This is a genomic window from Haloferax prahovense (assembly GCF_000723845.1).
Lineage (GTDB): Archaea > Halobacteriota > Halobacteria > Halobacteriales > Haloferacaceae > Haloferax > Haloferax prahovense.
Genome location: NZ_LK053003.1, coordinates 26,855 through 51,704 on the forward strand (window position 1 = coordinate 26,855; position 24,850 = coordinate 51,704).

General features: G+C 52.8%; 20 protein-coding genes. 6 read left to right on the forward strand and 14 right to left on the reverse strand.

From position 1 onward, the window contains the following. Positions 1–3 precede the first annotated feature (3 nt). From BN984_RS18565 to BN984_RS18585, 5 genes are read right to left on the reverse strand one after another with little or no spacing between them, the layout of a single operon-like run. Entirely contained in the window at positions 4–681 is a 678-nt protein-coding gene (locus tag BN984_RS18565) for a hypothetical protein (RefSeq protein ID WP_049969010.1), read from the reverse strand. After that, complete coding sequence (locus BN984_RS18570; protein WP_244877491.1) at positions 671–3,610, reverse strand: hypothetical protein; 2,940 nt, start codon at positions 3,608–3,610, stop codon at positions 671–673. Before BN984_RS18570 ends, BN984_RS18565 begins: the two co-directional genes overlap by 11 nt. Then, a complete protein-coding gene (locus tag BN984_RS18575; protein WP_049969011.1) occupies positions 3,607–4,434 on the reverse strand; it encodes a hypothetical protein in 828 nt (275 codons plus the stop codon). The genes BN984_RS18570 and BN984_RS18575 overlap by 4 nt, the downstream gene beginning before the upstream one ends. Continuing rightward, complete coding sequence (locus BN984_RS18580) at positions 4,431–5,363, reverse strand: hypothetical protein (protein WP_049969012.1); 933 nt, start codon at positions 5,361–5,363, stop codon at positions 4,431–4,433. Before BN984_RS18580 ends, BN984_RS18575 begins: the two co-directional genes overlap by 4 nt. Further along, positions 5,360–10,024, reverse strand: a complete 4,665-nt coding sequence (locus BN984_RS18585; protein WP_049969063.1) for a DEAD/DEAH box helicase — start codon at positions 10,022–10,024, stop codon at positions 5,360–5,362. Before BN984_RS18585 ends, BN984_RS18580 begins: the two co-directional genes overlap by 4 nt. Positions 10,025–10,286: 262 nt before the next feature. Here BN984_RS18585 and BN984_RS18590 point away from each other — a divergent pair, with 262 nt between their 5' ends. Together BN984_RS18590 and BN984_RS18595 are read left to right on the forward strand one after the other, a co-directional pair. After that, a complete protein-coding gene (locus BN984_RS18590; RefSeq protein ID WP_049969013.1) occupies positions 10,287–14,333 on the forward strand; it encodes a DEAD/DEAH box helicase in 4,047 nt (1,348 codons plus the stop codon). Positions 14,334–14,454: 121 nt separating this feature from the next. Next, positions 14,455–14,742 (forward strand): phospholipase D-like domain-containing protein, encoded by a 288-nt coding sequence (locus BN984_RS18595; protein WP_049969014.1) that lies wholly within the window; start codon positions 14,455–14,457, stop codon positions 14,740–14,742. A gap of 41 nt (positions 14,743–14,783) precedes the next feature. Here BN984_RS18595 and BN984_RS18600 read toward each other — a convergent pair whose 3' ends face one another. Together BN984_RS18600 and BN984_RS19230 are read right to left on the reverse strand one after the other, a co-directional pair. Continuing rightward, positions 14,784–15,350, reverse strand: a complete 567-nt coding sequence (locus tag BN984_RS18600) for a GIY-YIG nuclease family protein (RefSeq protein WP_049969015.1) — start codon at positions 15,348–15,350, stop codon at positions 14,784–14,786. Positions 15,351–15,381: 31 nt separating this feature from the next. After that, positions 15,382–16,311: a transcription initiation factor IIB gene (locus tag BN984_RS19230; protein WP_081909287.1), complete on the reverse strand. Its 930-nt coding sequence runs from the start codon at positions 16,309–16,311 to the stop codon at positions 15,382–15,384. Positions 16,312–16,685: 374 nt separating this feature from the next. On the opposite strand from BN984_RS19230, the gene BN984_RS18605 reads away from it, so the two are divergent. Continuing rightward, on the forward strand, positions 16,686–16,871 hold the full coding sequence (locus BN984_RS18605; protein WP_049969016.1) for a hypothetical protein: 186 nt from the start codon (positions 16,686–16,688) through the stop codon (positions 16,869–16,871). 36 nt (positions 16,872–16,907) lie between these two features. Here the strand turns inward: BN984_RS18605 and BN984_RS19235 are convergent, their stop codons facing one another. From BN984_RS19235 to BN984_RS18640, 7 genes are all read right to left on the reverse strand, one after another. Then, a complete protein-coding gene (locus tag BN984_RS19235; protein ID WP_081909288.1) occupies positions 16,908–17,315 on the reverse strand; it encodes an SWIM zinc finger family protein in 408 nt (135 codons plus the stop codon). Positions 17,316–17,488: 173 nt separating this feature from the next. Continuing rightward, positions 17,489–18,100 (reverse strand): HD domain-containing protein, encoded by a 612-nt coding sequence (locus BN984_RS18615; RefSeq protein WP_049969018.1) that lies wholly within the window; start codon positions 18,098–18,100, stop codon positions 17,489–17,491. Between the two features lie 218 nt (positions 18,101–18,318). Beyond that, positions 18,319–19,248 carry a M78 family metallopeptidase domain-containing protein gene (locus BN984_RS18620; protein ID WP_049969019.1) on the reverse strand — a complete coding sequence of 310 codons (930 nt, stop codon included), beginning with the start codon at positions 19,246–19,248 and terminating at the stop codon, positions 18,319–18,321. A gap of 74 nt (positions 19,249–19,322) precedes the next feature. Next, positions 19,323–19,661, reverse strand: coding sequence for a hypothetical protein (locus BN984_RS18625; protein WP_049969020.1), 339 nt, complete (start codon positions 19,659–19,661; stop codon positions 19,323–19,325). 97 nt (positions 19,662–19,758) lie between these two features. Then, complete coding sequence (locus BN984_RS18630; protein ID WP_049969021.1) at positions 19,759–20,154, reverse strand: DUF7567 family protein; 396 nt, start codon at positions 20,152–20,154, stop codon at positions 19,759–19,761. A 155-nt stretch (positions 20,155–20,309) separates the two neighbouring features. Beyond that, the gene (locus BN984_RS18635; protein WP_049969022.1) at positions 20,310–20,570 is read right to left on the reverse strand and encodes a hypothetical protein; all 261 of its coding nucleotides are present in this window, start codon (positions 20,568–20,570) and stop codon (positions 20,310–20,312) included. A gap of 16 nt (positions 20,571–20,586) precedes the next feature. Further along, positions 20,587–21,078, reverse strand: a complete 492-nt coding sequence (locus BN984_RS18640; RefSeq protein WP_049969023.1) for a hypothetical protein — start codon at positions 21,076–21,078, stop codon at positions 20,587–20,589. Between the two features lie 332 nt (positions 21,079–21,410). Here BN984_RS18640 and BN984_RS18645 point away from each other — a divergent pair, with 332 nt between their 5' ends. The 3 genes from BN984_RS18645 to BN984_RS19240 all read left to right on the forward strand — a co-directional run bounded on the left by BN984_RS18645 (position 21,411) and on the right by BN984_RS19240 (position 24,372). Next, the gene (locus BN984_RS18645; protein WP_049969025.1) at positions 21,411–21,752 is read left to right on the forward strand and encodes a hypothetical protein; all 342 of its coding nucleotides are present in this window, start codon (positions 21,411–21,413) and stop codon (positions 21,750–21,752) included. A 1,094-nt stretch (positions 21,753–22,846) separates the two neighbouring features. After that, positions 22,847–23,131, forward strand: a complete 285-nt coding sequence (locus BN984_RS18650; RefSeq protein ID WP_049969026.1) for a PadR family transcriptional regulator — start codon at positions 22,847–22,849, stop codon at positions 23,129–23,131. A 755-nt stretch (positions 23,132–23,886) separates the two neighbouring features. Then, positions 23,887–24,372, forward strand: a complete 486-nt coding sequence (locus BN984_RS19240) for a TIR domain-containing protein (protein WP_081909278.1) — start codon at positions 23,887–23,889, stop codon at positions 24,370–24,372. Positions 24,373–24,850 lie beyond the last annotated feature (478 nt).

Consider the following 24,850-nt stretch of genomic DNA (forward strand, 5'->3'; position numbering starts at 1 on the left):
ATCTCACGATAGCGACAGCTCGACGTGCTCTTCAAGATCAGAACGACGAAGCTGTTCTAACTGAGCATCACTCAAACTGCTGAGCGCAAAACGTTCGTCATCAAGTAGTCCATCGACGATTTGTTCAAGCGGTGTATCCGTGTAGGGTCCAAAGAGGTCGCTCTTTGCTTCTTCATAGAAGCGACGCATATCCGCACCATACTCACGTGAACGTTGTTTTAACATCTCGATATCAGCGTCGTCATTGCGGTAGACTTGCTCTTTCCAGTTCCAGTTTTTCAGGAGTTTTGAGATTGAGTTGAGCTTGATCTCGTTTACTCGGTCAACACGTTCATTCAGACGTTGCATCCCGTCCATCTTCTTTGACATCGAAATGCGGGCTTTCTGAATTCGGTCATTTACCTTCCGCTCTTCATCAGCAACGACATCTTCGAGGTTATCGATGTTCTCTGAAAGCGTGTCCAAGTCACCATCATTGAGGGATGCCTGCGCATCTCGGACAGCTTTCTTTGCTTCAGGGTCAACTTCGATGTTGGTGTGGAGAAATTCCTCAGCGAGGACGCGTTGAAGCACAGTCTCCTCGATCACCTGTGCAACGTCATTGAGTCGAGTCTCGAGTTCCGAGTGTTGATAGCGCTTATACACCGATTCGAGCTGAGCTTGGAAAGATTCATTCGACATAGTATTGGCTCACCTCCCTGAATGCTGCGCCAATTGAATCGGTAGTCGTACCTCCCTTACCTGCAAACGGTACCTCCTCGAACTGCCTGACGAGTTTTAGATTCGAGAGTTTCTGGCTCGCAAGCGCGGCAGTTGCCTGATCAAATGTGTCACCAGAGGACAACTCTCGTGCGAGATGAGCGATGTCAATCGCATCCGCAACGTCTTCGTTTGAGTGCTGACACACTTTGGCAAGAGCTTCGCGGAAGTCCGGGTCCACACCATTGTACGCTGTCAGATTATTGTAAATCTCGTTTATCCGACCCATATCTGTTCCCTCGATCGTGGTTGTTACGTACTTAACAGTTTCAGCATCATATCCTCGATTGACAACGTCGTCTAACGCTTTCCGAACGTCATACATCGTATTAGCAAAATCCTTGACGTTGTGCCCAGTATCGAATCGAACTCTAGCCTCCACGTTCTGGATGTACTGTCGGCCCAGCATCGCCAGTACTTGGTAGGGTGAGCGTTGACTCAGCCGTTGGCGAACGTGAGGCACGTCGAGTGAACTCGCAGAGACACCGAAGAGTTCGCCAACTAGCGACTCAACGTATGCAGCGTTATTCATCGCGGTTGTGAAGTGTGGATAGTCATCCTTGTCCACGACTTCTTTGAGGCCACTTTTAAGATCTAGATCGAGAGACAGGTCTTCTGGGTCTTGGAATCTCTCATTGAGCCGTTCTGCGGTTACCGGCGTTGTAGGGTCGTCAAGTACGACGAGTGTCGCGTACGACGCGAGAATGAAGTCAGAGAAGTCATACTGTGCGTGTTGTTTGTACAGAGAGTTTTCATTGTCAAGTTGGGTTTCAAAGATACGGCGTCGCCATCGCTTGGCGTATCCAGTTAATTGCGTTCCGATTCGACTTCGTAATTTCTCATAGTTCGCGCTTCGCGGTTTCTCTACCCGTCTAACTCCAAACTCTGCCAACTGGCGGAGATCAGAGCGTTGGAACTCTTCGCGATCGATGATGATCTGGTCCGGCTCCGGTGAATCAGTTGAGTCCGGGTAGACGAACGGATCTTTTTGGCTACTGAGTTTGTACAGCAACGGTTGACCTTCGTAGAGTCTGAAACCATCGGTGAGATGTTCGAGGAGATCTTTGATCCCACGCCGAATGTACATATTCGTGTCCGGGTACTTCTGTGGGTTCTCTAGCCAGGAGTCTACCTCCTCTTTAGCGTTCTTGATTTTTCCTACGACCGGATCATCTGGTGGTGAGATTTCTTCACCACACGAACCACAAACAACTCTCCCGCTCTGCTCGGTCCTGAATTCAGAAGAAAGCGCATTGCAAGATGGGCAACGGGTCTTCTCCGGCCCAATAGTTCCTCCTGTCTTTTGAACACGGATGTGGTCATCTCCAATTGATATTTCGTCCGGGAGATTCTCAATCGGTAACCCAAACGCATCAACAAATTTTCTATCAATTACTACTGACTCACCGTCTTCAATACCGTACCATTTCGCCAAGTCTGCGTACTCTTCGGCTTCATCGTAGACCGAATCTGCGACCGAAATTGTGTTTCGAAGCGGTTTGAGGATATCCGCGCTCGACGGGGCGTGTACGAACCCTTCGTAGAAGTCACGAAGAACCTCGAACACAACCATAACCAGCTCACGGGGTGATTGTTGGTCCTCTTCGAGACTCGTGTATATTCGCCGGAGAAACGGTTTGTTGAACGGATAGAGGTCTCGGAACGACTCATCACAGAATCCACAGTCTGCACAAATTGAGCCACTTGGTGCAGGAAGGAGTTCGAACGAATCTCCCTCAGAATCGTACCGAACGCTTCCGTCGTGCTTTTTCATATAGCCGAGGTACGGGCGGACAAAATCAACCGCCGTCTGCTCGGTGAGGAAGGGGACACTATTGGAGTTCGGGGTATTCGTCTGATAGAATTTGAATCGATCTCCAGCAGTCTGCGTGTGCAAAATCTCAGTTGAGTCGTGCGTCCCCGCGATGATGAAATCCCAGTTGTCGCTGGTTTTATCTCGCTCCATGTAATTTCGGAGCTTCTCCGCTTCCATCGCAGCAATCGAGAAGTCTTCGAATACAAGGACGGGCCTCGTATCCTCGAACCGACTGCCGACGTGTTCTAACACATTATCTAGTGATGCGGTGTTATACCGGTCGCGGACCTCTCGCCACAGTTCTGCGTCGAACGCGCTTGCAGCCTCAGACGAGTGGACATCGTCTTCGAATATCTGGAGATCCTCGTTCTGCTCGTACTCCTTGTCACCAACAAACTGGACTTTTCTGTCGTACTCTCCCCGCTCAACGAGTTGGACGAGTTTGTCCGCTACGTAGTCTCGAATCTCATTTTCCTGATCTGCCGTCGTCGATACGTCGTAATCTAGGCGTTTGAGGTTCAATATCGCCCCGGACGTTGCATTGTTCGCGACTGTCTGCGGATTATCTTCGATGTCTGATTTCAGATTCTTGAAATCGCTAGCACCTGGTAGTTCCTCATCGAAGTGTTCCTCATAGAATTCTGGAATCCGCTCTGAGAGGATTGTCATCAAGTCATCGTTTTTATCGATGTGAAGGGTTGGGCGGTCATCTTCAGCCTCGAGTCTGTGTGAAAGGTATGCACAGAGTTCAGACTTCCCGGTTCCAACAACACCCTCAATCACGACGACGAAGTTCCCTTCGCGGTTTTCAGTAAATTGGCGATAGACCTTATCCTCGCTGACCGTTCGCTCGGTACGCGGGTCCGATCCGTCGTACACATCCATCGGACGATGGGTAAACGAAAAGAGGTCGTAATCCTCGGACCGAACGGCTGCAACTTTACTGAACAGCCTTCTGAGTGTCTTTTCATCGACTGCATCAAAGTGAGGACAGCGTCCGAATTCGCTCTCTGCTGGGGTAGTGTACGTACTCATGAAAGTATCTCAATCGAATTTGCTTCGCTGTCAATGCCACGGTGGGGGGGGACTTGTTGGAGATCAACTGCACCTGCGTCGCCCGATTCAAGAATCCTGATACGGCCGTCGACAACGAGGTTGAACAGGACACGCGAAAGTGGCGCAGGAATACCGTCTGGACCCATATCCACGAGAAGTAGATTCTCGTTAAGCCAGTTCTCGTAGGACTGTATCGTGATTCTCTCGCGACTAAGGTCATCCGAAGCCCATCTGATTGACTGATAAATCAGCTCCTCGTCAGGATACGTCGTATAGGTCCGTCCGCTAACCTTGTAGATAAGTCCCAAGAATTCAGCCAATCGTGTCCAGTTTACCATCTTGGGTTCGTTCATATCGATTGGTCCCTGTTTCGAACGAGGTTCATACCCACGCTCTCTCGCAAACTGATTCATCCGTGTGTAGACGCTCTCCGAATTTGCTTCGAACGTCTGTATGTTTTCATCGAGTAGGTACTGGTAGTTCAAAAGGACGACAGACTGTTTTCCCCAATCATCTGGAGTTGCGATTGAAGCAAGTTGATGGAGAGCAGCTAGCCGAAAGTCTACGTCGTCATCTCCAGACACCCATCGGAAGTCGACAGTATAGTAATTGGGTTCTTCGCGCCCAATGAGACCAATCTGTTGCAGCCCACTAAACCCCTGTTCAAGGAGATTCTCGGGAAGCGATGTGTCTTCTTGGACTGCGTCCTTCGTCGTGTTTCCTCGCTCAATGGAATAGTAGACTGTCTGTAGTGGTGTCGGAGTCTGTACCGCATTCAGTAGGTATCCTTCAGATTCACTCATCGTAGTGTAGTGGTCAGCCAGCGGTGATACTTTTCATCAATGTCGTTCGTTTCGGGACTCAATTCTTTCGCTGCCTCACGTGCATCTCTGAGTTTGGGGCTTCGTGCTGCGTACGAGAGATCAAACGTCTCGATATTCGCGGCCACAGCCCGATTCAATTCTCGAGCAATCTGGATACTCTTTTGTCGATCCCATTCGATTCGTCGTCGAAGCCACCCGCCAAGCGCTTCAATTTTTGTATCACTCTCTAGTGGGCTACTTCGTTGGTCGCCACCAGTAGTAAAGATGTCACAAAATGTCTCATACATCGGAAGATACGGAGATTCAGGGAGTACCGTGAGAAGCTCATGTGCCGTCGTAAGCCGCTCTCCCTCGACGAACTCGTAAAGCATAGCGTTGTCTTGGACGAAGAGATTCTTGGTGTCACGAAGTAGTGGGTTCCATCCCGCGTTGATGTACGTCTCTCTAATCGCGTCATAGACTCGCTCGTACGAACCCACTCGGTCGACAAACTGCTCTTGATACAGAGGCCTGGTGCCCCCTACCGGCTGAAAGTCACGCTTGTCTGCGATGACGACCAATGTTCCCTCTCCCAGCGTATATCGGTCAATGAGTTGTTTGATGGAGTATTTTGTCTGGTGTTCGTAGTAACTCGTCGTGACCACTCCCAAGTCTTCGTCATTTGAGAGGTCCATTCCCCCAATGACATGATACGCTCCTCCTGGGAATTCATACTGCTGACCGCCCTTCTCATACTCCCAGCTCTGTTTCAGCTGTCGCCATGACGTTGGATAGGTGAAATTCCCAACACCGAGATACTGGAGTGCAGGGAGCACACGAAGTTTCCAAAAGTGAACACTCCCCTCTGGGTCATGGATGAACGCAACGTCATTCGCCTCCAGCCGACGCTTGATGGCTGCCAGCGTCACACGTTCACCTTCCCAACAAGTGCCGCAAGCGTTCGGTGGTCGAGGAGGTTATTCTCGAGGTAGTGTGCAGGTGTCCGCGAGAGGAGCAGACACTCGTCACAGTATGCGACACAATCGCACTCTGCAATCTCGTTAATCCGCGTCTCGACTTCACCAAGGCTCTCATGAATACGCCAGGTGATCCCGTTGCCACCCTGGCGGCTATCAACGAGTGAAACCTCGACTTTCGTACCAGTCGTCGTCGACTTGACTCGGAAATCGCTTCGGTCACACTCTGCAACAATCGCAACCGCGCGCTGGAGCGCCTGTTCTAAACTTGTGAGTGCCTGTGGCCAAGATTTCGGCTCGTGAGTCGCCTGCTCATATCGCTTCTCAAGCGTCTCACGATCGAATCGGAGGATGAGCCCTTGTGTGTGGTACTGTTGGCCAACAGGTCGATACTGTTGGGCTTCTGCCTCATCAAGGCGATCTCGCCACGAGAGTCCACTTGTGGATGCTCCCTCACTTTCATCTTCTTCAACAAGCGCTTCCGACCGAATCACTTTCGTGTCGGGACTATTCGAATGCCCTCGCTCGAACGCATAGACGAAGTCGGTGAGTTCGTACTGTCCGTACTCAACTTCACACGGGACTCCGAAGACAGTCACCTCTTGGACCGTTTTGTCCGCAGTATCCTTGGGCTCGATGTACGTCGACATCTGAGCGTGTGTCCGCCACCCAGTTTGCGCACCACGGGCGAGTTTGCACTCGACGTTTGCAATGCCATGAACGTCAGTTCGTTTCAACTCCGAATCACAGTGTGGGCAGACAGTTTCGCTCGTATCGTAACTCTGGAACCGACGGTCGCACTCCTCGTTGTCACAGATTGCGACATCGGTGAGTTCTGTCGGTGTCCCGCGAACGTCGGCGACAAGATAGTCCGTTCCGTGAAGGGTAACCAACGCACCAAGATCGTTTTCTTCACCAGGGTACATGTCGTAGAGGCGTCCACTACTCTCGAACGAGATTTCATCACTATACCCACTAAATTTGACCGGGAACGATTGACCAAATGACCGGTAATTCGCGAGGTATCCGAGCTTGTCGAGCCATTGGTCTAGTCTGCTTGCGTTCTTTGTGAGGTCTCGGTTCGCCGTTGCACCACTTGACATGGTTCGCAACCGACCAAACGTCTGTTCGACTCGAACTGAAAGCGAAAGTGGCCCGGTATCGAAGAAGATCTGTTCATATACTGCTACACCTCGCTCCCCAAACACACTCCGAACGTGATTTCGAAGGACTGTCTCTCGTTCTTCGCTGATGAAGTCCGTGAGGATGCTGAGCCGTTGCTGTACGGCAGTTACAAATTTACTGAGGTTCTCTCGCTCGGGTTCTGGAATGCTGTACATCCGCCTGAACACGTTTGTCTCGTGGGGATTCCGTGCGAGGTAGGCAAATACCTCTGTAGCGACGTGGCCAGCAAGAAGTTCATCGAAGTCATAGGGATCTGGAACACGGACCGGCTCAAAGCCTCCGAGATAGCTATCGAGGTTTGCATAATAATGACCGTCAACTGGGTGCTGGCCACGGACGACGGTCATGACGAGCGATGAACTCCCTCTCGTCCGCCCAGTACGACCGGATCTCTGGACGTAGTTCGTTAGTGTTGGCGGGACACCAACCTGTGCGACGGTGTCTAAACTACCGATGTCAACCCCAAGTTCCATCGTTGGCGTCGAACTCACGATATTCACATCAGGATCCTCTTTTCGGAAGCTTTCCTCAATTGCCCCCCTGACGGTGTGTGGGATGTTTCCTTTGTGAATTCCGACCGTGACGAACTCCGGTGACTTCCCGTTCCGAATCGGCCTCGTTACGTCATGTGCCCAGTGGTCGACTGCGTAGTCCCAATCCGTGTCGACATCCGCATACCCGGGCGCAGCGACGAGTGTCCCATCATCTTGCTCGGTAAACCGCCGGTAGACATCGATCGACGATCCACAATGCTGACAGGAGTCAACTACCTCCCCAGCAGAGGTCACCGGATACGATGAGTAGCAGTCGTCACAGAAGGCGACCCTGGGAAGTAAGACAAGATTAGATCGATCTTGTGTGATAATCCTCGTGAAAATACCACTATCGGCAGGCTCGTCGAGGATATCCAGCTCATCAACACGCTGCCGTGCTGACTCAAGATATTCTCGGAGTCCTTCGATTTTTGCTTCACTTGCGCTCGATGAGCTCACCGACTGCTTGACATCATCAAACGGCATTATCGAGATGATTCCGACCTCAAGCATGTCCGTGAGCACATCAGTAACAACGGACTCAATTCGACTACTACCAATCGAGAGCCGATTGTCCAATCGGTCAATGATCTTCGATCGGGTCAATCCATCAAATGAGACGCTATTGTACGTGAATGACGCTTTATTCAGGACGAACAGCTTGTACACCTCATGAGCAATAGTCATCTCAACTGGATCGGAACAGTCAGCTACAACATCCCCAGTAACGAGTGCACTATCGAGAAGCGCATCGCAATTCGATAATCCAGCGTGGTTCCTAATCGTCCGTTGAAGTGGTTGCAGGAAGCTGTACGCCTCCGAGCTCTCATCGATTTCGTTCTGAACAAGAGGGTCCCAGTACTCTTCTTGGAGCCGAGATGCAACAGTCACGTAGAGGTCGTAGTTGTCTGCCCGTCCCCCTTCGCTGATGAGCTCTTCGAGGTAGAGCGTTTGAGCCATAAGACCGTACTCTGTGTCGATGATGGTATCACCGACACTTTCTGCTGCACTATGAGAGTCAGAGAACACCAACGTCTTCTTTGACGGTGTCACATGGCACACCTCGGTCAACATGTACGATAAGAGCGAGGAGGTGGGGACCCCAACGTCACTCAGAAGTGGTCGACTCTCACAGCCAGGACACGTGTCCGTTGGTGTAGGTGACGTAATCGGGACGAACTCTTCAGTATCATCTTCGGTGTCAATTTCTACATATGGTTCATTACAGCGACGACAAAACCTAATCTCTGGAAGCGCCTCTTGACAGTCTGGACACCGTTCGTCTCGGGTGACCTGCTCACACTGACGACACCAGAAGACTTTGTGTGGTGGTTTGAGGAAGACATGGTATTTTTCAGTCACGATGCCGGCGAGCCGACCAAATGCCATAATGGTTTCAATTGTTCCGTCAGGAATGTCGACCCCTTGGTTCGCTGCATCTTCGAGTAATGCAGCGTACTTTTTGAAGCCGACAACACCAGTAGTCCCTGTATCAAACCACTGGGTGAACGCTGCAACTTCTGGAACAGAGTCGATTACGAAGTCGTACCAGCCGCTTGTGGAACCGCTCTCCTCGATTACGTTCTCAACAATGCGGTTTCGCCCTGAGTTCGAGCGAAGGATGGCACCCTCGTCTGAGAACTCCTCGTGCGCGAGAAGCCCGTCGACCGCATCTACAATCGGCTTGATAGCGAACTCCGGTGGACCAGCGGAGACCTCGATCCGGTCGTTCTCGAGGAGTCCAACTTCGCGAAGTGTCGCAACTCCGTTTCCAACATCTAATTCGTCGACGAGGTTATCAGCATCCTTAACGTCGAGTACTGCAATCGCAAGTGCAGTTACGAGGTCTCCCAAATTGCACGGTGTGAAGCGATTAAACGCCACCTCGCCTGAAACATCAAATCCTCTGGGGGTGAATTCAACTGCGTTTATGTCCTCTTTTTTTGCACCACTCCCAGCCAGAGAGGCTGCCAGAGTCCTCGGGTTGTCGACGGTTGCGGACACCATCGTAACCTGAGGATCATTGTCTGCATAGAACGACTTGAGCCGCTGCGACAGGAGTGAAACTGCAGCACCCTTGATCCCGCTCCAAACGTGCGCCTCGTCGTAGACGATATGCTTGAGCGGTTGGGACCCGGGTTGATCACCGAGAAGCCCTCTCGTCTCATCGTTATCTGAGACGAACATATAATCGAGTGCTTCAGGAACCGTAAGGAGGATGTCGACTCCTTGTCGAATCGCATCGCGCGTTACTCGAATCCACGAGTACTGGTTATCATCCGTTCCGACGCTCGTATTACTCAGAACACGTAGCTTCTCAGAGTCGTCTTGTGGATCGACGAGGCCACGGATGTACGACCCTTCCTCAACCTCGTAGCTTCTCGTTCCAACACGCTGGGGAGTATCAGAATCCCAGATACCAATCGTAATCCGGTCGTCAGGGTCTAGAGGTCGGTTGATCTGATGGAGGTACGTAATAAACCGATTGAGCTGATCAACACCCAACGTCTTCATTGGGTACAGAATAATCGACTTCAAGCCTTCTTCATCGGTTGACAGACAGTAATTGAGAATCGGGAGAAAGAACGCCTCAGTCTTGCCAGCCGCCGTCGGAACGGCAAGGATGTTGTCTCGGCTCGTGGTCTCAATCTGTTCAATCATCTCAGCCTGGTGCTGGTACAGCGACCCCGATGCGTCCCCACCGAACAGTTCGGTGATTATCGTGTTCGAGATTGCGTCGTCGTATCCAAGCTGTTCAAGGAAGTCTCTGGCAGTCTGATCGTGGAATTTCGGCGCATCAACGAACTCTACGTATGGGCCTTTTTTCTCAATTAACTCGTCGGATACGAACGACTGTGCGTTCGAAATGCCGTCAAGCCCAGCGAGCTTCGTCATTCGACGGTTCCACCACGTGATTTCCGCGGCTCGATCCATCGCCGCGTCCAGAGTGTCTTGTGGTGAGTGCATTCGGGAGATTCCTATCTGATATTTTCCCTCAGGGACTTTAACTATGTCCTGTATGTTGTTTGTTACCTGTAGTCCTGATTTGGGAGGGGTTATTGCAGAGTACAGCATCACTCACAGCGGGAATTGCCCACAACGAGAGTTGTCGAAGGAGTAAACATATGCATTTGAATAATCGACTGTAATTATCTCAATGAAATATTTCGACCGGAACTCCAGTCGGTCGCGGATGGATGAGAGTGTTCGTCCGCTACTCCAGGGGCTTTTACAGAATACACAGATCTTCGGACCGGATGATGACACGCTGCGGCACGTTACAGATGCAATCAAGTATACCCAAAAACCTCAGAAACGCCGTCAAGTCACCCAATACACAGGCGATGATCCATTCATTAGCAATATTCTCGATATTTTCGGAGCCGATTTCCATCCCTTAGACTTCCAAGCAGAGAGCTGGAAGCTAGTCCAAGAGCTAGACCACACCCGTCGAAAACGAAATCGCTCGCAGGGCGCCATCTTTTCGGCACCAACCGGATTTGGGAAGACAGAGGCGTTCCTTGGCCCGCTCTATCAATTACTCCGTAAGGGCCACCAAGAGATGGCAATTCTGGTGTATCCAAGCCGTGCACTCCTCCAAGACCAGCTCGGTCGCATCCTCAAACACGCGCACAAAATCAAATCAATCAGCGATGACACTCTCTCAGTTGGAGTTTGGACTGGGAACATACCATACAATCCGGGTGATCTCGAATCGACACCAGAACTGTTTGAGCGGTCAAATGGACGAAGTCGCTTCCGGCTTGCGAACTGCTGGTGTGGAACCGAGGGGGAATCGCACTCGTTCCACTACAAGGGTGGCTACGACGGGTATGAGATTGTATGTGAACATGACGACTCACACAGTTTCAGCGGTCGGGAACTACTACTCAACAGGTCGGATATGCGGCATGGCGGACAGCCGGACATCCTCCTGACAACACTCGAGTCCTTGGAGCTATTCGGACTCAAGCCAAACTACGAGATTATTTCCCACGCGAGTACCATCGTTTTCGATGAGATTCACCAGTATACCGGTCTCAGAGGATCACATACAGCCAACGTGGTGAAGAACATCGAGTCCGTTACTGATGATCCAATACTCTGGCTTGGCTCAAGTGCGACAGTCGACAATGCGGAGCGTTTCGCGGGGAAAATCTTCCCTGTCCCAGCGAGCCAAATCGAATCCTCGTCCCCAGGTGCCGCTGATTTTGACACAACTCACGACGACAAAGAACACTATTACTTTCTCAAATCGACGGATGACGGGCCGGGAGTCTCGTCAATGTTCATTCAGCAAGTGCTACTGCTTGCACATGGCCTCCTGAAGAAATCTGATGGAACCCATGGTAAGCTCCTCTCGTTTATCGATAGTATTAGCCAGGTGAATCAAAAGCGAACTCAGTTGGAGGATGCCGACCACAACCGGAGACTCTGGGAGTACCACGTCGGGTCAGGCGACGAGGAAGACTGGCAGGTCGTTGCTGATGAGATGGGCTACGAGTTTCTCTCAGATGACATTGAGTTCTCATCCGTCTACTCTGACGTTGGATTTGACGCGTCGGTACTCGAAAGCGACGTCCTCCTTTCAACAAATTTCCTTGAAGTCGGCATTGACGTGGGGGATATCACAATTGTAACGCAGTATCGTACACCGTGGAACCTCGCCTCGTTCATCCAGCGTGCTGGGCGTGCAGCCCGAAAAGAGGGGACAGATTCGCACATTTTCGTCTTCCTGTCGAACCTCACGGATGACGCGAACATGTTCTACCGCGCCGACCGCTTCCTCGATTCTGAAATCAAAACACCACTAAAGGTTGATAATGAGGTCGTCGAATGGATCCACGACCAATATGAGACGTTTTACGAAGTGTCGACGGAGGTACGGAACCAACGAAATATCTCGCAACGACAAAATAAAGACACATTCCACGAGCGATTCCTTGTCGATGAATTACAGTGGGCCGACTATCATACGCTCCTGACGAATCCGTCGAAGGTTCTCTCACGTGAGTTAGATTTGCATGGGCATTTTGATCCGCTAACTGGGCAAAAGCCAGTCGTCGAGGTGCTTGCTGCATTAGAAACGAAGCAAGAAGAACTCAACGAGCGAACAGCTGTCGAGGGGGCCAATAACCAAGCCGGAACTGATGTGGTCGTCTCACTCGCCGAATCCGTCCGTGAGACCATCTTACAGTTCGTTCAAGAACGGGTCGATATTGTCCAGACATGTCGTGAACATTCTGGGGAGGTTGTATCCGAATCACACCTCACGGATGTCGAAGATCAGTTAGCGTCTGTTAGAGAGCAGGCTGTTGCAGAGCAAGCATCAACCGTGGAGTTGGTCAGTAAATTTGAACAACTGCTTCCAGACCTGTATCATCTTACTGGCGACATGATGCACGTGAGAAACCGTGCAGGTGCTCAGGGTGTCGACGTAAAAACAGATCAACATGATGTTCAGGATGTCCAAACACAGTTGACGAAATTAAAAGGCTTAGTCGATAACGACGAGATTGAGAAGATCACCCGCCAACAAAAGCAGATTTACTACTTAATGCAGGCACTCGAGCAGTTACACGAGTACTTCAGCATTGAGTCGAATTTCCTCAGTTTGTACTACGTGAAGTATCTACTTCGAGGTGGCTACTATTATGACCGATTCCTCCGAGCAAATGGTGGATCGATTGGAAGTGAAGTATGGTACACGCCCGAGAACTACTTCGACGATGCAGGCAAGTACTTCACAGTCTTCCAGGGTGAGGAAGACACAAGTGGGTCTGAGCAGCCGATCGACAAGCTGGTCCACACGTACACGCCACTACGAAGTGAATATCAGCAAGAAGCGGGACACCTGAAAGCGTTCATCCCCAAAACTGTTGTTGAAAACGATACTGTCAAATTCGATTTCAGCGAGATAAACGGGGAAGAGAGGGTTGGACTGCTTGTTCCAGAGTCGATAACACTTCGTGATGTCTCCGACCTGAGTGGTAGTCAAGCGCTGAATATTGTGCGATACTGTCCGGTGTGTCTACAGATACTTGACCAGAGCAGTTGTCTGCGACACAACGAGTCACAGACCGGAAAAATTCACGCCAGTCCACGCATCAAAACCGAGCTCACAGACAGAGCTGATGAGCAGACGAGAGGGAACATGACGCTTGCAGATGTTTCTGGGAAGGTTCGTCTTACTGGCACCTCGCTAGAAATTACACCTGCAAGGTACAACCAGACGACTGGCGAGTATCGGTTTACAGGTGGTGATCGAATTGAACGAGAGATTGACGCACCAGACCAAACACTTGGCTTTACGCTAGACACACGTGGTCTCCTCTTCGATATTAGTGGCTTCCTTCACGCAGCCACGTCGGCAGAGACGGAACAGGTGACTCGCTACAAGTCGTTTGACGAAACGTCGAAAACGGAGGTTGCGGCACATACCGCTGCACACTTCTTCACCCAGTTTGTCGCAGACATGTCTGGCATTACCTCGAATATGCTTTTCTATAGTGTTGACTTGGACAATCAAGAGGTCTATGTGTTCGAGCGGTCGCAAGGTGGTCAAGGAATTGTTGACCTAGTCTTTGATGATGTCCGTGAAGATCCGGCATCTGCTCTCGAAGCGATTACCCGAATCACATACAACCCACAAGTACTCAACGAACGTCTCTGGGCCGACCGGACATTTATTGATGGAATTTCTACGACTGACCCGAACCACGGTAGCATCGAGAACCTGGTTCGAGCATCGGACAGCGTGCCCATATTTGATCACATTATCGATCTCGTTGTCGAAGAGGCCCAGTCATCGATTGACCGAGCCGAGCAGCTCGCTACTGAAGAAGGACTTTCCCGAGACGTGGCGTATCAGATAAAACACGTGATTGCGCGAGAGCGGGTTGCTGGAAACGACTCCTATCCCCGTGAGCGCGTCTCCGAAGTCGTCCCAGATTTCGACGGTCATAAACGCGCGAAACAGATGTTCTTCTCACCAGATATCGATGGATGCGTGGATAACTTACACCTCTCAGAATGCATCTCTGCTCACGATCAGTCTGATGTACTCAGTTACGTCTTCTTGGAAGTGCTACGGGAACAGCTACTCGAACGGGTCCCTAGCGAGCAGGTAGAGGATAAGATGTTTAATCTCGAAACGTTACCGGGGGGTGAGTTCGATGGTACAAGCGTTTTCGTTACCCTCTAGCGCACTCCGGTACTTTATCGGCTTCTCGCTGGTCCACGCTGACAAGGTGGCAATTTGTTCACCATGGTTGAGCGATGTCGAAGTCAAGCTTCCATTGGGGCAAGGTGTCGAAACAAGGCGAATGACGCTCTCAGAAGCTCTTGAGCAGTTCGAGACTACTATAGACATCTACGTCAGGGAGGGTGAGTCGCACAATAGCTACGCACTCTCCAGGCTAGAGGACCTAGCGACAATCTTCGAGGTTGACGATCTGCATGCCAAAGCAGTCGTGACTGACGGCTACGTCTACATTGGGTCTGCAAACATCACCAGAGGTGGACTCTTGACGAACCGAGAGCTCTGTGAGGTTATCGAGAATCAATACGATAGTGTCGATGCGTATTTGCGATCTGAGCTGGATTTACCCTGAGTTACCACACTCGTTGGGCGACTCTGTTCCTCCCCACGTAGTTACTCTTCGTCCCAAATTGAGAGTGTAGACTGTTCTCCAGGAGCATCGATATCGAGGAATTCTGCGAGGTTCTCTCGTAAAATCCGCTCGTGTTCGTACAACGTTCGCTTGGTATCGTCACTATGTCCCGAAAGTTTGATTTTGTCGACCATTCGAGAGATGTGCTCAAGTTTCTGTTTTGTGCGGTTGTAGGGTTCAGACCGGAACCGCTGTTCATCGTCTGAAGCGAGCGCGACAGAATCGTCCGGACAGGTCGGGTCAATGTGAGTCTTCACATCACCCACGGCAGTCACTTCTTCGAAATTTAGGTACGGTCTGTAATGGGCAAGGAGTTGTTCTTCGGCGTCTTTGTCGTGCGGCGTTTGCCACCAATCGACCCGTCCGATGTCCCAGATGTCTAACCGACCATAGCTCACCACGCTCGAGTCTTGTCGGACGAAGTGTTGGCGTAAGCGCGAGCGAAGATCACTTGATCGGCCGGCATAAGCCGGCTCACCATCGAGATCAAACATACAATAGACCCCGGATTCACCACTTGGGACTGTCTTCAACTGCTCGCCGAGCATGTATAGATGGTAAATCCCGGGGGGATATTATTCACGTGGTGCCGATTTTACACAACGTCTGGTAATGCGTCCGAATTGTTTGAGTTGAGGTATCACTCACGGCCGCAACGCGCGCCTGCGTGAGCGGCCAGTCCCGCTCAGTCGCAGCAGTGTACACACACGCTGCCGCGACTGCATGCGGATTCGCGCCCCGATGAGCCCACTCACTACTCGATGTCTCAGCTAACGACCGTGCTCGTCGCCGAATCCGGTCTGTCACGTCAAGCGCATCTGCCACCCGCGGAACGAACTCAACCGGTGTAACTGGCTCCGCAGGCAGCCCGAGTTCTGTATTGAGTGCGTTGTACGCCGACCGAACGCGCGATTCAACCACCCGTGCGAGTGGGACAAGTTCAGCGAGCGTTCGCGAAAGCCCCGAACATCGGCAGGCCGCGTGGACGCTCGCAGCCGCGACTGCTTCAATCGACCGCCCCGGCAACAGATCCGCCTGCTGAGCAGACCGGAAGCACCGACAGGCTTGGTCACGCAGGCTGTCGGGGAGGTCGAGCGCGCCGGCGAGTCGCCGGACTTCGTCCAACCCATGTGCGAGTCGACGCTTGCGACTCGACTGATACCGACTCCGACTGTGCTGGGTGCGGAGCCGGGAGAGTTGCTGTCGGCGTTCGCCCGGAAGCGGCCTCCCATTCGCATCGACGTGTCGGCCGATTTCAGTAGCGAGGCCGTGATCGTGTCGCGTCGGCGTTCGCGGCGCCCCGACCCGCTTGCGCTCGTCACGTTCGAACGACCGCCACTCCGGGCCGTGGTCGATGCCGTGGTCGTCGATGATGAGCCCACAGGACTCACACCGTTGCTCGCCAGCGTCCGTAATGACTTGACCGCCACACTCCGGACAGGAGGCGTTTCCACAGGATTTCCCGCACGATTCGTCGAACTGTCGCTCGTAGACATCTCGTGTTGCCATCTCGAACACCGCGGGACGCATCTCGCTGCGCCCCGCACCCTTCAGGGGCTCAAAAAACGCCGTCGCCGTCTCGGACAGGTTGGCTTCGGTTGGCGGTCATTAAATGACTGAACCACAATACCAAACATGCTAGCAGGTGGATTACCGTTGCAGGCTCGTCGTGTCACACAAGACGTGCCCTGTTCTGCAACGGGTGCGGAATCGCGTACCAAGCTATCTGCATCCACCCCTTGATAACTCCCTCGTGGGCCTCGTGCCCACCGAGTTTCGTGCACTCGAGTTATCGATATCTGTGGGCCACGAGTCGCGGACTGCGGTCGTAGGAATCTCTCACCAGGCGAACAGTTAACTGAGACAACAAATTACTATCTGGTATGAGTAGCTCACCATGGACTGCGAACTTTGCGACTGAAAAAAGCGAATGTGCAGCTGACGTCCAACGCCTCCTCAACAAGTATCCCCAGCCAGTCGTCTACGAAGTGATGAGCGAACTGCTCCGTCGAGAGATGCGCGAGCAGTTTGCTGGTGCGTACGCTGCGTCCCAGCAGTCCGACGACTGATGGGTGATTGGTGACGTACGAGGCCCTCACCAACGACTACTCAGACAGCTTACGCCGCCCAGCGACGATACAGTTCCAACAGGGAAGAGCTTCAGAGAGCTGTTCACACTCGCAGGGCAGGTCTGTTGTGTCATCATCACCGCGTGATGTTGACCCACCATCTGCGACGACGCGCATCTGGACGGCGAGGTCGAGTATTCGTGGGCGGATCGCGACCGCAACTCGATGCTTACACGGACCGTTACCGCTCGCATCAGCGGGACACGAACACGAATCGGGCACGCCATCACGAATTCGAACCCGGTACTCGTGGGCAGTCGGCTCAGCATAGCTCTCGTTGCGAACACGGACATCGCCCTCGAGGAGTTCGAATGCAAACGCCTCGTACTGCGCCCGCTTGAGGACGCGTGCAGGTGGGTCGAACTCTGGTAGTACAGGAATCATGGTAGCCAGCACGCAATGCGCGCACCCCTTCGGGCGCATGAAAAACTACACTGCCGAACAGAGTGACAGGTGACACAGAATCTGGTGGGATTCTTTGTGCTGTCCTGTCCTGATTGTCCTGCAGTCAATACAGGTGCGACACCGACTAGGGGAGTTGCGACTGAAAGACGTATTCAGAGTTGGCAGGGTCGCCCAAGTTCTCGTTCGTACTGCGATTTAATTTGCTCGAACAGGTCTTGGCCGAGTTCTGTCCGGAAGCGAGGCGCAGCGGTAGCAAAGAACTCGTCCAGATTCTCGAACTCGGCAAAGTGGTCGTTCGTCTCGTCCTCGTCGTACCGACCTTGGCGCTCGTACTTGAGCGCCTGGAGACAGTTATCGATTAGATCCATGTCCTTGACGAACTGTGCCGTCGGGGTGTCACGAGCTTCGTACTCTTCCCAAAGCGACAGCAGTTCGGTGTCCGCGAACGGTCCGACAAGATCGGTTACTGCACTCCGTTCAGCTGCCTCCTTCTCGGACGTGGGAATGGTCTGGCGTCCGTCTTCCGCGCGGGTTGCGATATCGCCCGTTCGAGCTTCGCCGAGGTCATGAATGAGTGCCATCGTCACTGCTTTCTGAGGGTCAACGTCTTCCTGCTCGGCATAGAGCAGACAAAGCGACGCTGTCCCCCACGTGTGGGCCGCGACCGATTCAGGCGAGTCGATATTCCGAAGCACCCATCCCGTCCGAAGTTCGTCCTTCAACTCGAACCATTCGAGCAAGGAGTCGAGTTCGTTGGTCATCATATCGTGGAGAAGGGAAGTGGCCAGTTCAACTCATCGAGACTATTCCACCGGGGCACCGACATTCAATCAATAAATCCCCAGAAACGGTGTGCCTAGCAATTCACCGCTGGACCTGCGAAAACATCACCCTGTGAAAAGTTCTATATACCCTGTTACAGACAAACTACGTCTGACAAAGAGGCACAGAGCAGCGACAACCGAACCACAGATAAGAGATCTCAGACCGCGTCGAGTGTTGAGAGAATCTCTTCAGCCGTCCCGCTAATCCGACCCAGTCGCTCTTGCAGCACGTCTGTCTCGTCGCCCTGCCACGCTGCAAGGTAGAACGCCGACCCACTCGTATCCAAGCCGAGATAGCGACCGACGACGTACGCAACGGCCTCCGCTTCGACCTCACGTTTCGCCCGCTCGGTCGCGTCGGTGATGTCGAAGTGCAGAATCGCGTGGGCGTACTCGTGGATGATCGTCGACGCGAGGTCGGCACGGTTCGGCCGATTCTTCACTTCCACGAGTGGGGTGAGGTCTTGGACGCTCCGCGACTGGCAGACGCCCTTTGCCTCCCCATGTCGCCACTCGTCGGAATCGACGATGCGGATGGTCACGCCGAGGTCCGACGCGATGTGAGTGAGGTCGTCGACGAGCGTGTCAGGCTCACTAGTCGCCGCCGTGTCCAGCCTTGGGAGTGGCTCACCCTCAGTCTGCGAAATGTCGAAGACTGGAGCGGGCTTGAAGCCCACCAGTCCCTCTGACCATTCCTCGGGTGGCGTCTCGTCGTACTCACACTCGCTGTTTTCGTGATAGCTCGGTGCGTTCCCACACTCGGGGCATTGGGTCGTGATGATCGGCGCCCAGATCCAGATCGCCGACTCGCCTTCCTCGACGTATCGGTCGAACTCTGCTTGCCACGTCCGGTAGCCAGCAATCTTCGTCGCCTCAGGGCATTGGAGGGTGATGAGGAGTGTATTGCGGTGGGAGTAGTCGTGGAATCGGCTCTGGATGTCCAGCCATTCTTGGAACTGCTCGCTCGCCCGAGCGTCGTCGACGTCGTCAGCGAGGTCAGCAAGCCACTGTTCGATCGTGCGATGCATTTCATCGTGTCGCGTGTCGGTCTCGTCGAACGACACCGACGGAGAACTCGTTGTTGCCATTGGTTTCAGTTCTAACACGTCTCTCTAGGACGCGCCGCACCCCTCTGGGGCGCACAAAAAAACAGCGGGGCGAACTACTGGTCGGTGTCCTCGCACTCGAGGCTCCGAAGGTACTGTCGACACTCGCCGAACAGGCCGCTTGCAGTCGATTCACCGGTTGTGAGGTGGCGAACCCACTCAATCGCCCAGCAGTACACGGGATCGGACTCACCTGTGCCGTGGATGTACCACCAGCGAGCGGCTTTGAGCACAACGAGCGGATTCGTCGGCGGTTGTTCACTCAGAAGGTCCCACGAAATCGACTCGATTGCATCGGGAACGTCGGCTCGGGTGAACTCCGAACGATGCACGAGGTCGAGGTCGACCGGAACCTGATCGATTGACACGTCTGACTCTGTTTGTTGGTGACTCATGGAAATCACGTCACACGGACTGTGTCTTCAGCCCGCACCCATCACGGGCGAAAAAATAACCACGGCGCGCTAGTACCGACGGGTCTCCCGACCGACGCTATGCGAGGTGCGACACTTCCTCCGGTTCGGACTCGTCAGCGAACTCGTTGCGCTCGACTGGCGTCCAATCTTCGGTCGTGGTTGGTGCCCACCAATCGACGTGGTAGTCACCGGGCGCACCGAGAATCTTAACTTGTGCTTCGTCGTCCGGGAGCGGCCGGCGAAGTTTCTCGTCGACGTGGAGATTCCACGTCGTCGTCGCGTCGAATGTGATGATGACCGCCTCATCGTAGCCACGCGACTCAGGCGACTCACGGTACGTCACGCAGGTATTGCACTCAGTACAGAACACCCCCTCGAAGGGAATGTGCGTGAACGCTTCCGTGCCACACACCGGACACCACAAAAACTCGAACAGCGCCTCGTCGTGACGGGACACGCGCTCGAGACTCATCAATCATTCACCACCGGAGCAAGTATCACGAGCGGGTGGTGTGGGAAGTGAGACAACTCGACTGCCAGCGTTGGAATTTGTATCTGTTACTGCGCCTCCGCCCCTTTGGGCGGCGCAAAAACAACACCAAGCGCACCACCGTCCTACTCGGTCGCTCAGTCTGTGTCTGCTGCTAACTCCGCGAGGACATCATCGTGTGAGGTCGTTCGAACGCGCTCGACAAACGCACGGGCAGCAGTGTCAGTCGCAAACACCGACGCATCATAGCCGACGGAGCCACCGAACACAGTCCACTCGTCGGTCACCACACCACCGGACAGCGGCGTGTACTCGACACGATAAGTGTCAGCCACGTCGTCGATGACGATTCGAACAGCAATACCACGATCAGGAAGCGGCTCTCTCAGGAGTACCATTGGACACAGCGTCGACTCAGTAATGGACATCAGCGGGAACGATCCACAGATGGTCGTTGGACCCGACGAGCTGCTCAAGCCGCTCGCGATGCCGAACCCCGTCAGCGAACTCGTCGTAGAGGTACACCGCCGGTCCGCGGTATGCCCCGAGGTTGTGGCACGCATGCCTGACAAGATCCTCATCGCGCATGATCGCCGCAGCGTCGAGGTTGTCAACGCCCTCTCGAACACGCTCGAGGTTTCGCTCAAACTCGCGTGTCGTCGCCTGCCACCCGCGCTCAAGGAGCTGTTGTCCGTCTTCTGAGCCAACAGGCTCTGCAACCGGGAGGTCACCCCACCGGGCGCTGCCGGCGACTGTTGTCGAGTCGTCGTCGAACGTCACATAATAGTCGAACACCGCCTCGGCGTGCGGGGCGGCCCCCACCAGTTGATCGAATACGTCAGCGGCCCGCGAGAGGGCTTGGTCTGTTGTCGATGCAGTCACGAGTGCGTAGATTACCTGGTGCATTCGTCGTCACCTCACCGGCTCAAGAGTCGAAGTCTGTCCGACCTCCTGCGCCGGCGCCCATCGCCGGCGCACACAAACACAACCCACTACGACACACCAGATTTCACGTGTACTGTTGCTCTTAACGAGGTTGGATGACGCTTCAGACTGCTCTGTTGAAAGCCCAGTCGCTGGCAGTCGTTGAAGCCGTGCTGAACTCAGGGTGCAAGTTGGACCAGGCATGATGTCTAGCGAAGAGAGAGTCGAATCGCTCAAAACAGGTAAGCTACTACCCGTCTATTAGTTTCACCCGGTGGTGACCCTTCTTGTTTCTTTACCACAAGGGACGAAGTATGACTCAGCGTATTCCACTCACTATTGTCTCACGTGACAAACGCATCGCGTACGATCTCATCGACCCCGATGAGAAACGAATGGCGATGGGAATGTCCAATGAGATTGCTGATGGTGTAGAGATTGAATTTAATGGGGCTCTCATCCAGAAAGGCATCGACACGCCACCTGTCGCTGATTTCGTACTATATGTGGGAGGATCGGTGGCACTGAATGTTGCGAGTTCCTGGCTCTATGACAAACTGAAAGACAAAGATGTGTCGCTCAGAATCGGCGACGAATCCGTTGAGTTGGAAGAGGATACGATACAATCGAAGCTTGATGAGTTCAGGGAACGCTAAATTCGCTGAATTGCTCAGCCGTTGTATAACTATTGATCAGACTGTCGCTGTCCTGTTTTGCATACGTGGATTCCGCCGGTATCGCTCAAGAATTCCTCGCGATGACCACACGGTCAGTAATCTCAATGACTGGCACCCAGGTCAGGTCCGTACTGCGGCGTTCGACATACGGAACACCGCCAGACAGGCTCTCCAGCCCACGCTGCGGGTGGGCTGTCGTCGCGTGAGTCGAACCGATGCGGTGTCTGCTCACCACACGACTGACAGCGGAGCAGTTGCCGTGTTGGTGAGGCTGACGACGACTGTGATGGCGAGGCGTCGACAGACGCTCGTCGAAGCGCAATCGCTGGGACAACCCACGTTCTCGGGTCCGAAAGTAACTGCTCACGACGGGGTTCCTCAGTAATCTGCGTCCCAGCAGCGTCGTACCACCGGGAAGCAGAACCCTCCGTCAAAGGAGAGGCGGACCACAACGAGACTGACCGGGCTTTCGCCACGAAGCCATCCTCCCGCGACCCAGTCGCTGGGACGACGTCCGGGAGGTGACCCCATCGAGTTCGAAGTGGCTCCGCGATCGGCTGTTCGAGCGCTGCAACAGGTGTACACTCATCGATGGGGGACGAGTGGGAACGCTGCAGTAATCGTGCTGCTGCAGTTCCTTTTGCGAGTGCACCCCGCGATGACTGCGACGGAACGAGCAGACAGATGATGCCGTGGAGCGATTGCTCGTGGGGCGCAGAGGTGCTGTCTGGGACCGAGACGTCCTGATCGAGGCAGAACCGACACTGGCTCTGGGTCCGAGGAATGGCCCGCTCACAGGTCTGACAGGTGTCCGTATCCCGGTCGTTACCTGCAGGGTAGTCACGCTCCGGGATTCCGTCGCCGTACTCGGCATGGTCAGTTTCCAACTGTGCGTCTGTAATCTGCGTCGCTTCGCCATATGGTCGAAACTCCGCGGTCGGGTCACGGTAGGGCGGCATATCGCATCGTGGCTGTACGTTCCGATATAAACGTTCGTCCAGCGAGGCCGCTCTGAAACCCGGCCGATAGCCAACAAACGTATATGTATTCTTAAACTAGCTGCGGGCAGCAAAATGTACGATTTGACTGGGTTCCAACGCGACCTGCTGTATGTCACCGCCGGCTTGGAGGAGCCACACGGGCTTGCAATCAAAGACCAACTCGAGGACTACTACGAAACCGAGATCCACCACGGTCGGCTGTATCCCAACCTCGATACACTCGTTGAGAAAGGGCTACTCGACAAGGGCGAAAAGGACCGCCGAACAAACGTCTACGCGATCACAGCTCGCGGTCGCCGAGAAATCGAAGCCCGCGACGACTGGGAACAACAGTATACGAGTACACTCACCGAGTGAGAACGAGCAAGGCGACCACACACAGCAAAGATACGGTATATATCTTGTTGCGAGCTATTCTTTGCATCGAATTCTGTTACCGCTCGCTTGATTACGACTGGTCGACGGCTGACGCGACCTGAAGCAACCCGCATTAATCCCTGGGGGTAGTACTCATCGCTATACCCAAAGATTCGATTGACAGCAGCCCGTGGGACAGCAACCTCGTCAAACTCAGTAATAGTGTAGATGAGATTCGACGGTGCGTTCCGCCAGAACGTTGTGCTTTCCCAATCGGAAGAATCCTCAAATGTTAGCCCAACGAACCCAACACCTACGTATTGACCATCCTGATAAAACAATACAAGATCGTCTGACACCATTTTCTCGAAGTAGTTTCGGTTACTCTCACCATCACGGGCACCCCAGAACCGGACAGACTCAAGGTTGGAAAGTGCAGCAGGGTGATCCGGGTAGTCATCCAATTCAACGTGGTTTAGAACTGTTCTTTGGAAGTTTCCGGGGTCACATGGGACGAGAAAGACATTTGCAGCCATTATAGTTCACTACAAATACATATCTTATAGAACTTCTGGACCACACATTATTAGATCGTGATTCCTGCTGTTCGGCTCTGTTGAAATCCTCAGTCACAGATAGTTTGTTGAGGCCGTGCTGAATACAGCGCACGAATGTGCCACCCGAACTGCTCCCATTTTCACGTGTCAATCGTTACTAACCAAAGATATAATGTACACTAATTGAATGATAAACATATGGCGCGAACAACGTTCTTTAGCTTTCATTACGATAACGACATCTGGAGAGCTAGTCAGGTCCGGAATTCAGATGTTGTTGACCAGAGTATTGAAGAATCTGGATTTATTGATGGTGCAAGTTGGGAATCAATAAAACGTGAGGGGGATGATGCAGTTCGAGACTGGATTAATAGGCAAATAAAGGGTTGTTCTGTGACCGTTGTTCTAATTGGAAGTGACACATACGATAGAAAATGGATAAATCATGAAATCGAAAAAAGTTATGAAGAAGATATGGGATTAGTCGGCGTTAGAATTCATAAAATACGGGATGAAGATGGAAACAGAGGTCGGCGAGGTAAAAACCCGTTATCAAGGTATAAAGATCCAAACACAGACCAAAAACTGTCTTCCATTTTTAACACCTATGATTGGGTAAGTGACGATGGCCGGGAGAATTTAGGGGATTGGGTGGAGGAAGCAGCTCAAATTGTTAACCGGTAATGGGAGACGGCCCTAATATATCAGATCTTGAATTTATTCAAGACATCATTTCCCGTTTAGCTGGGAACTCATTTAAAATTAAAGGATGGTCAATCACTCTTATTGTGGTAGTCCTTCTTTTCCGGACTAAAGATCTGCATCTCCTAGTTGCGTTTATACCTCTTTTCGGATTCTGGATATTGGACGCATACTACCTCAAACTTGAGCGAAGATATCGGTCTATGTTTGAGGATGCAAGGACGGGTAACGAAAATAGGGCCCAGTTCGAGATGGATGCATCTGCGTATAGTGTAGACTCAATCCCGAAGTTAATGCTCTCAAAATCGCTATTGCTTTTCCATGGGACAATTTTTGCTCTACTACTAATATATTCCATTTTGGTTTTCGTATTGTGGTTATCTCTTGAACTGAGTGGTGTATCACTATAGTCAATCATATTATATACACTATGAGGGTCTAATGGATTTTAGCGGCAGCC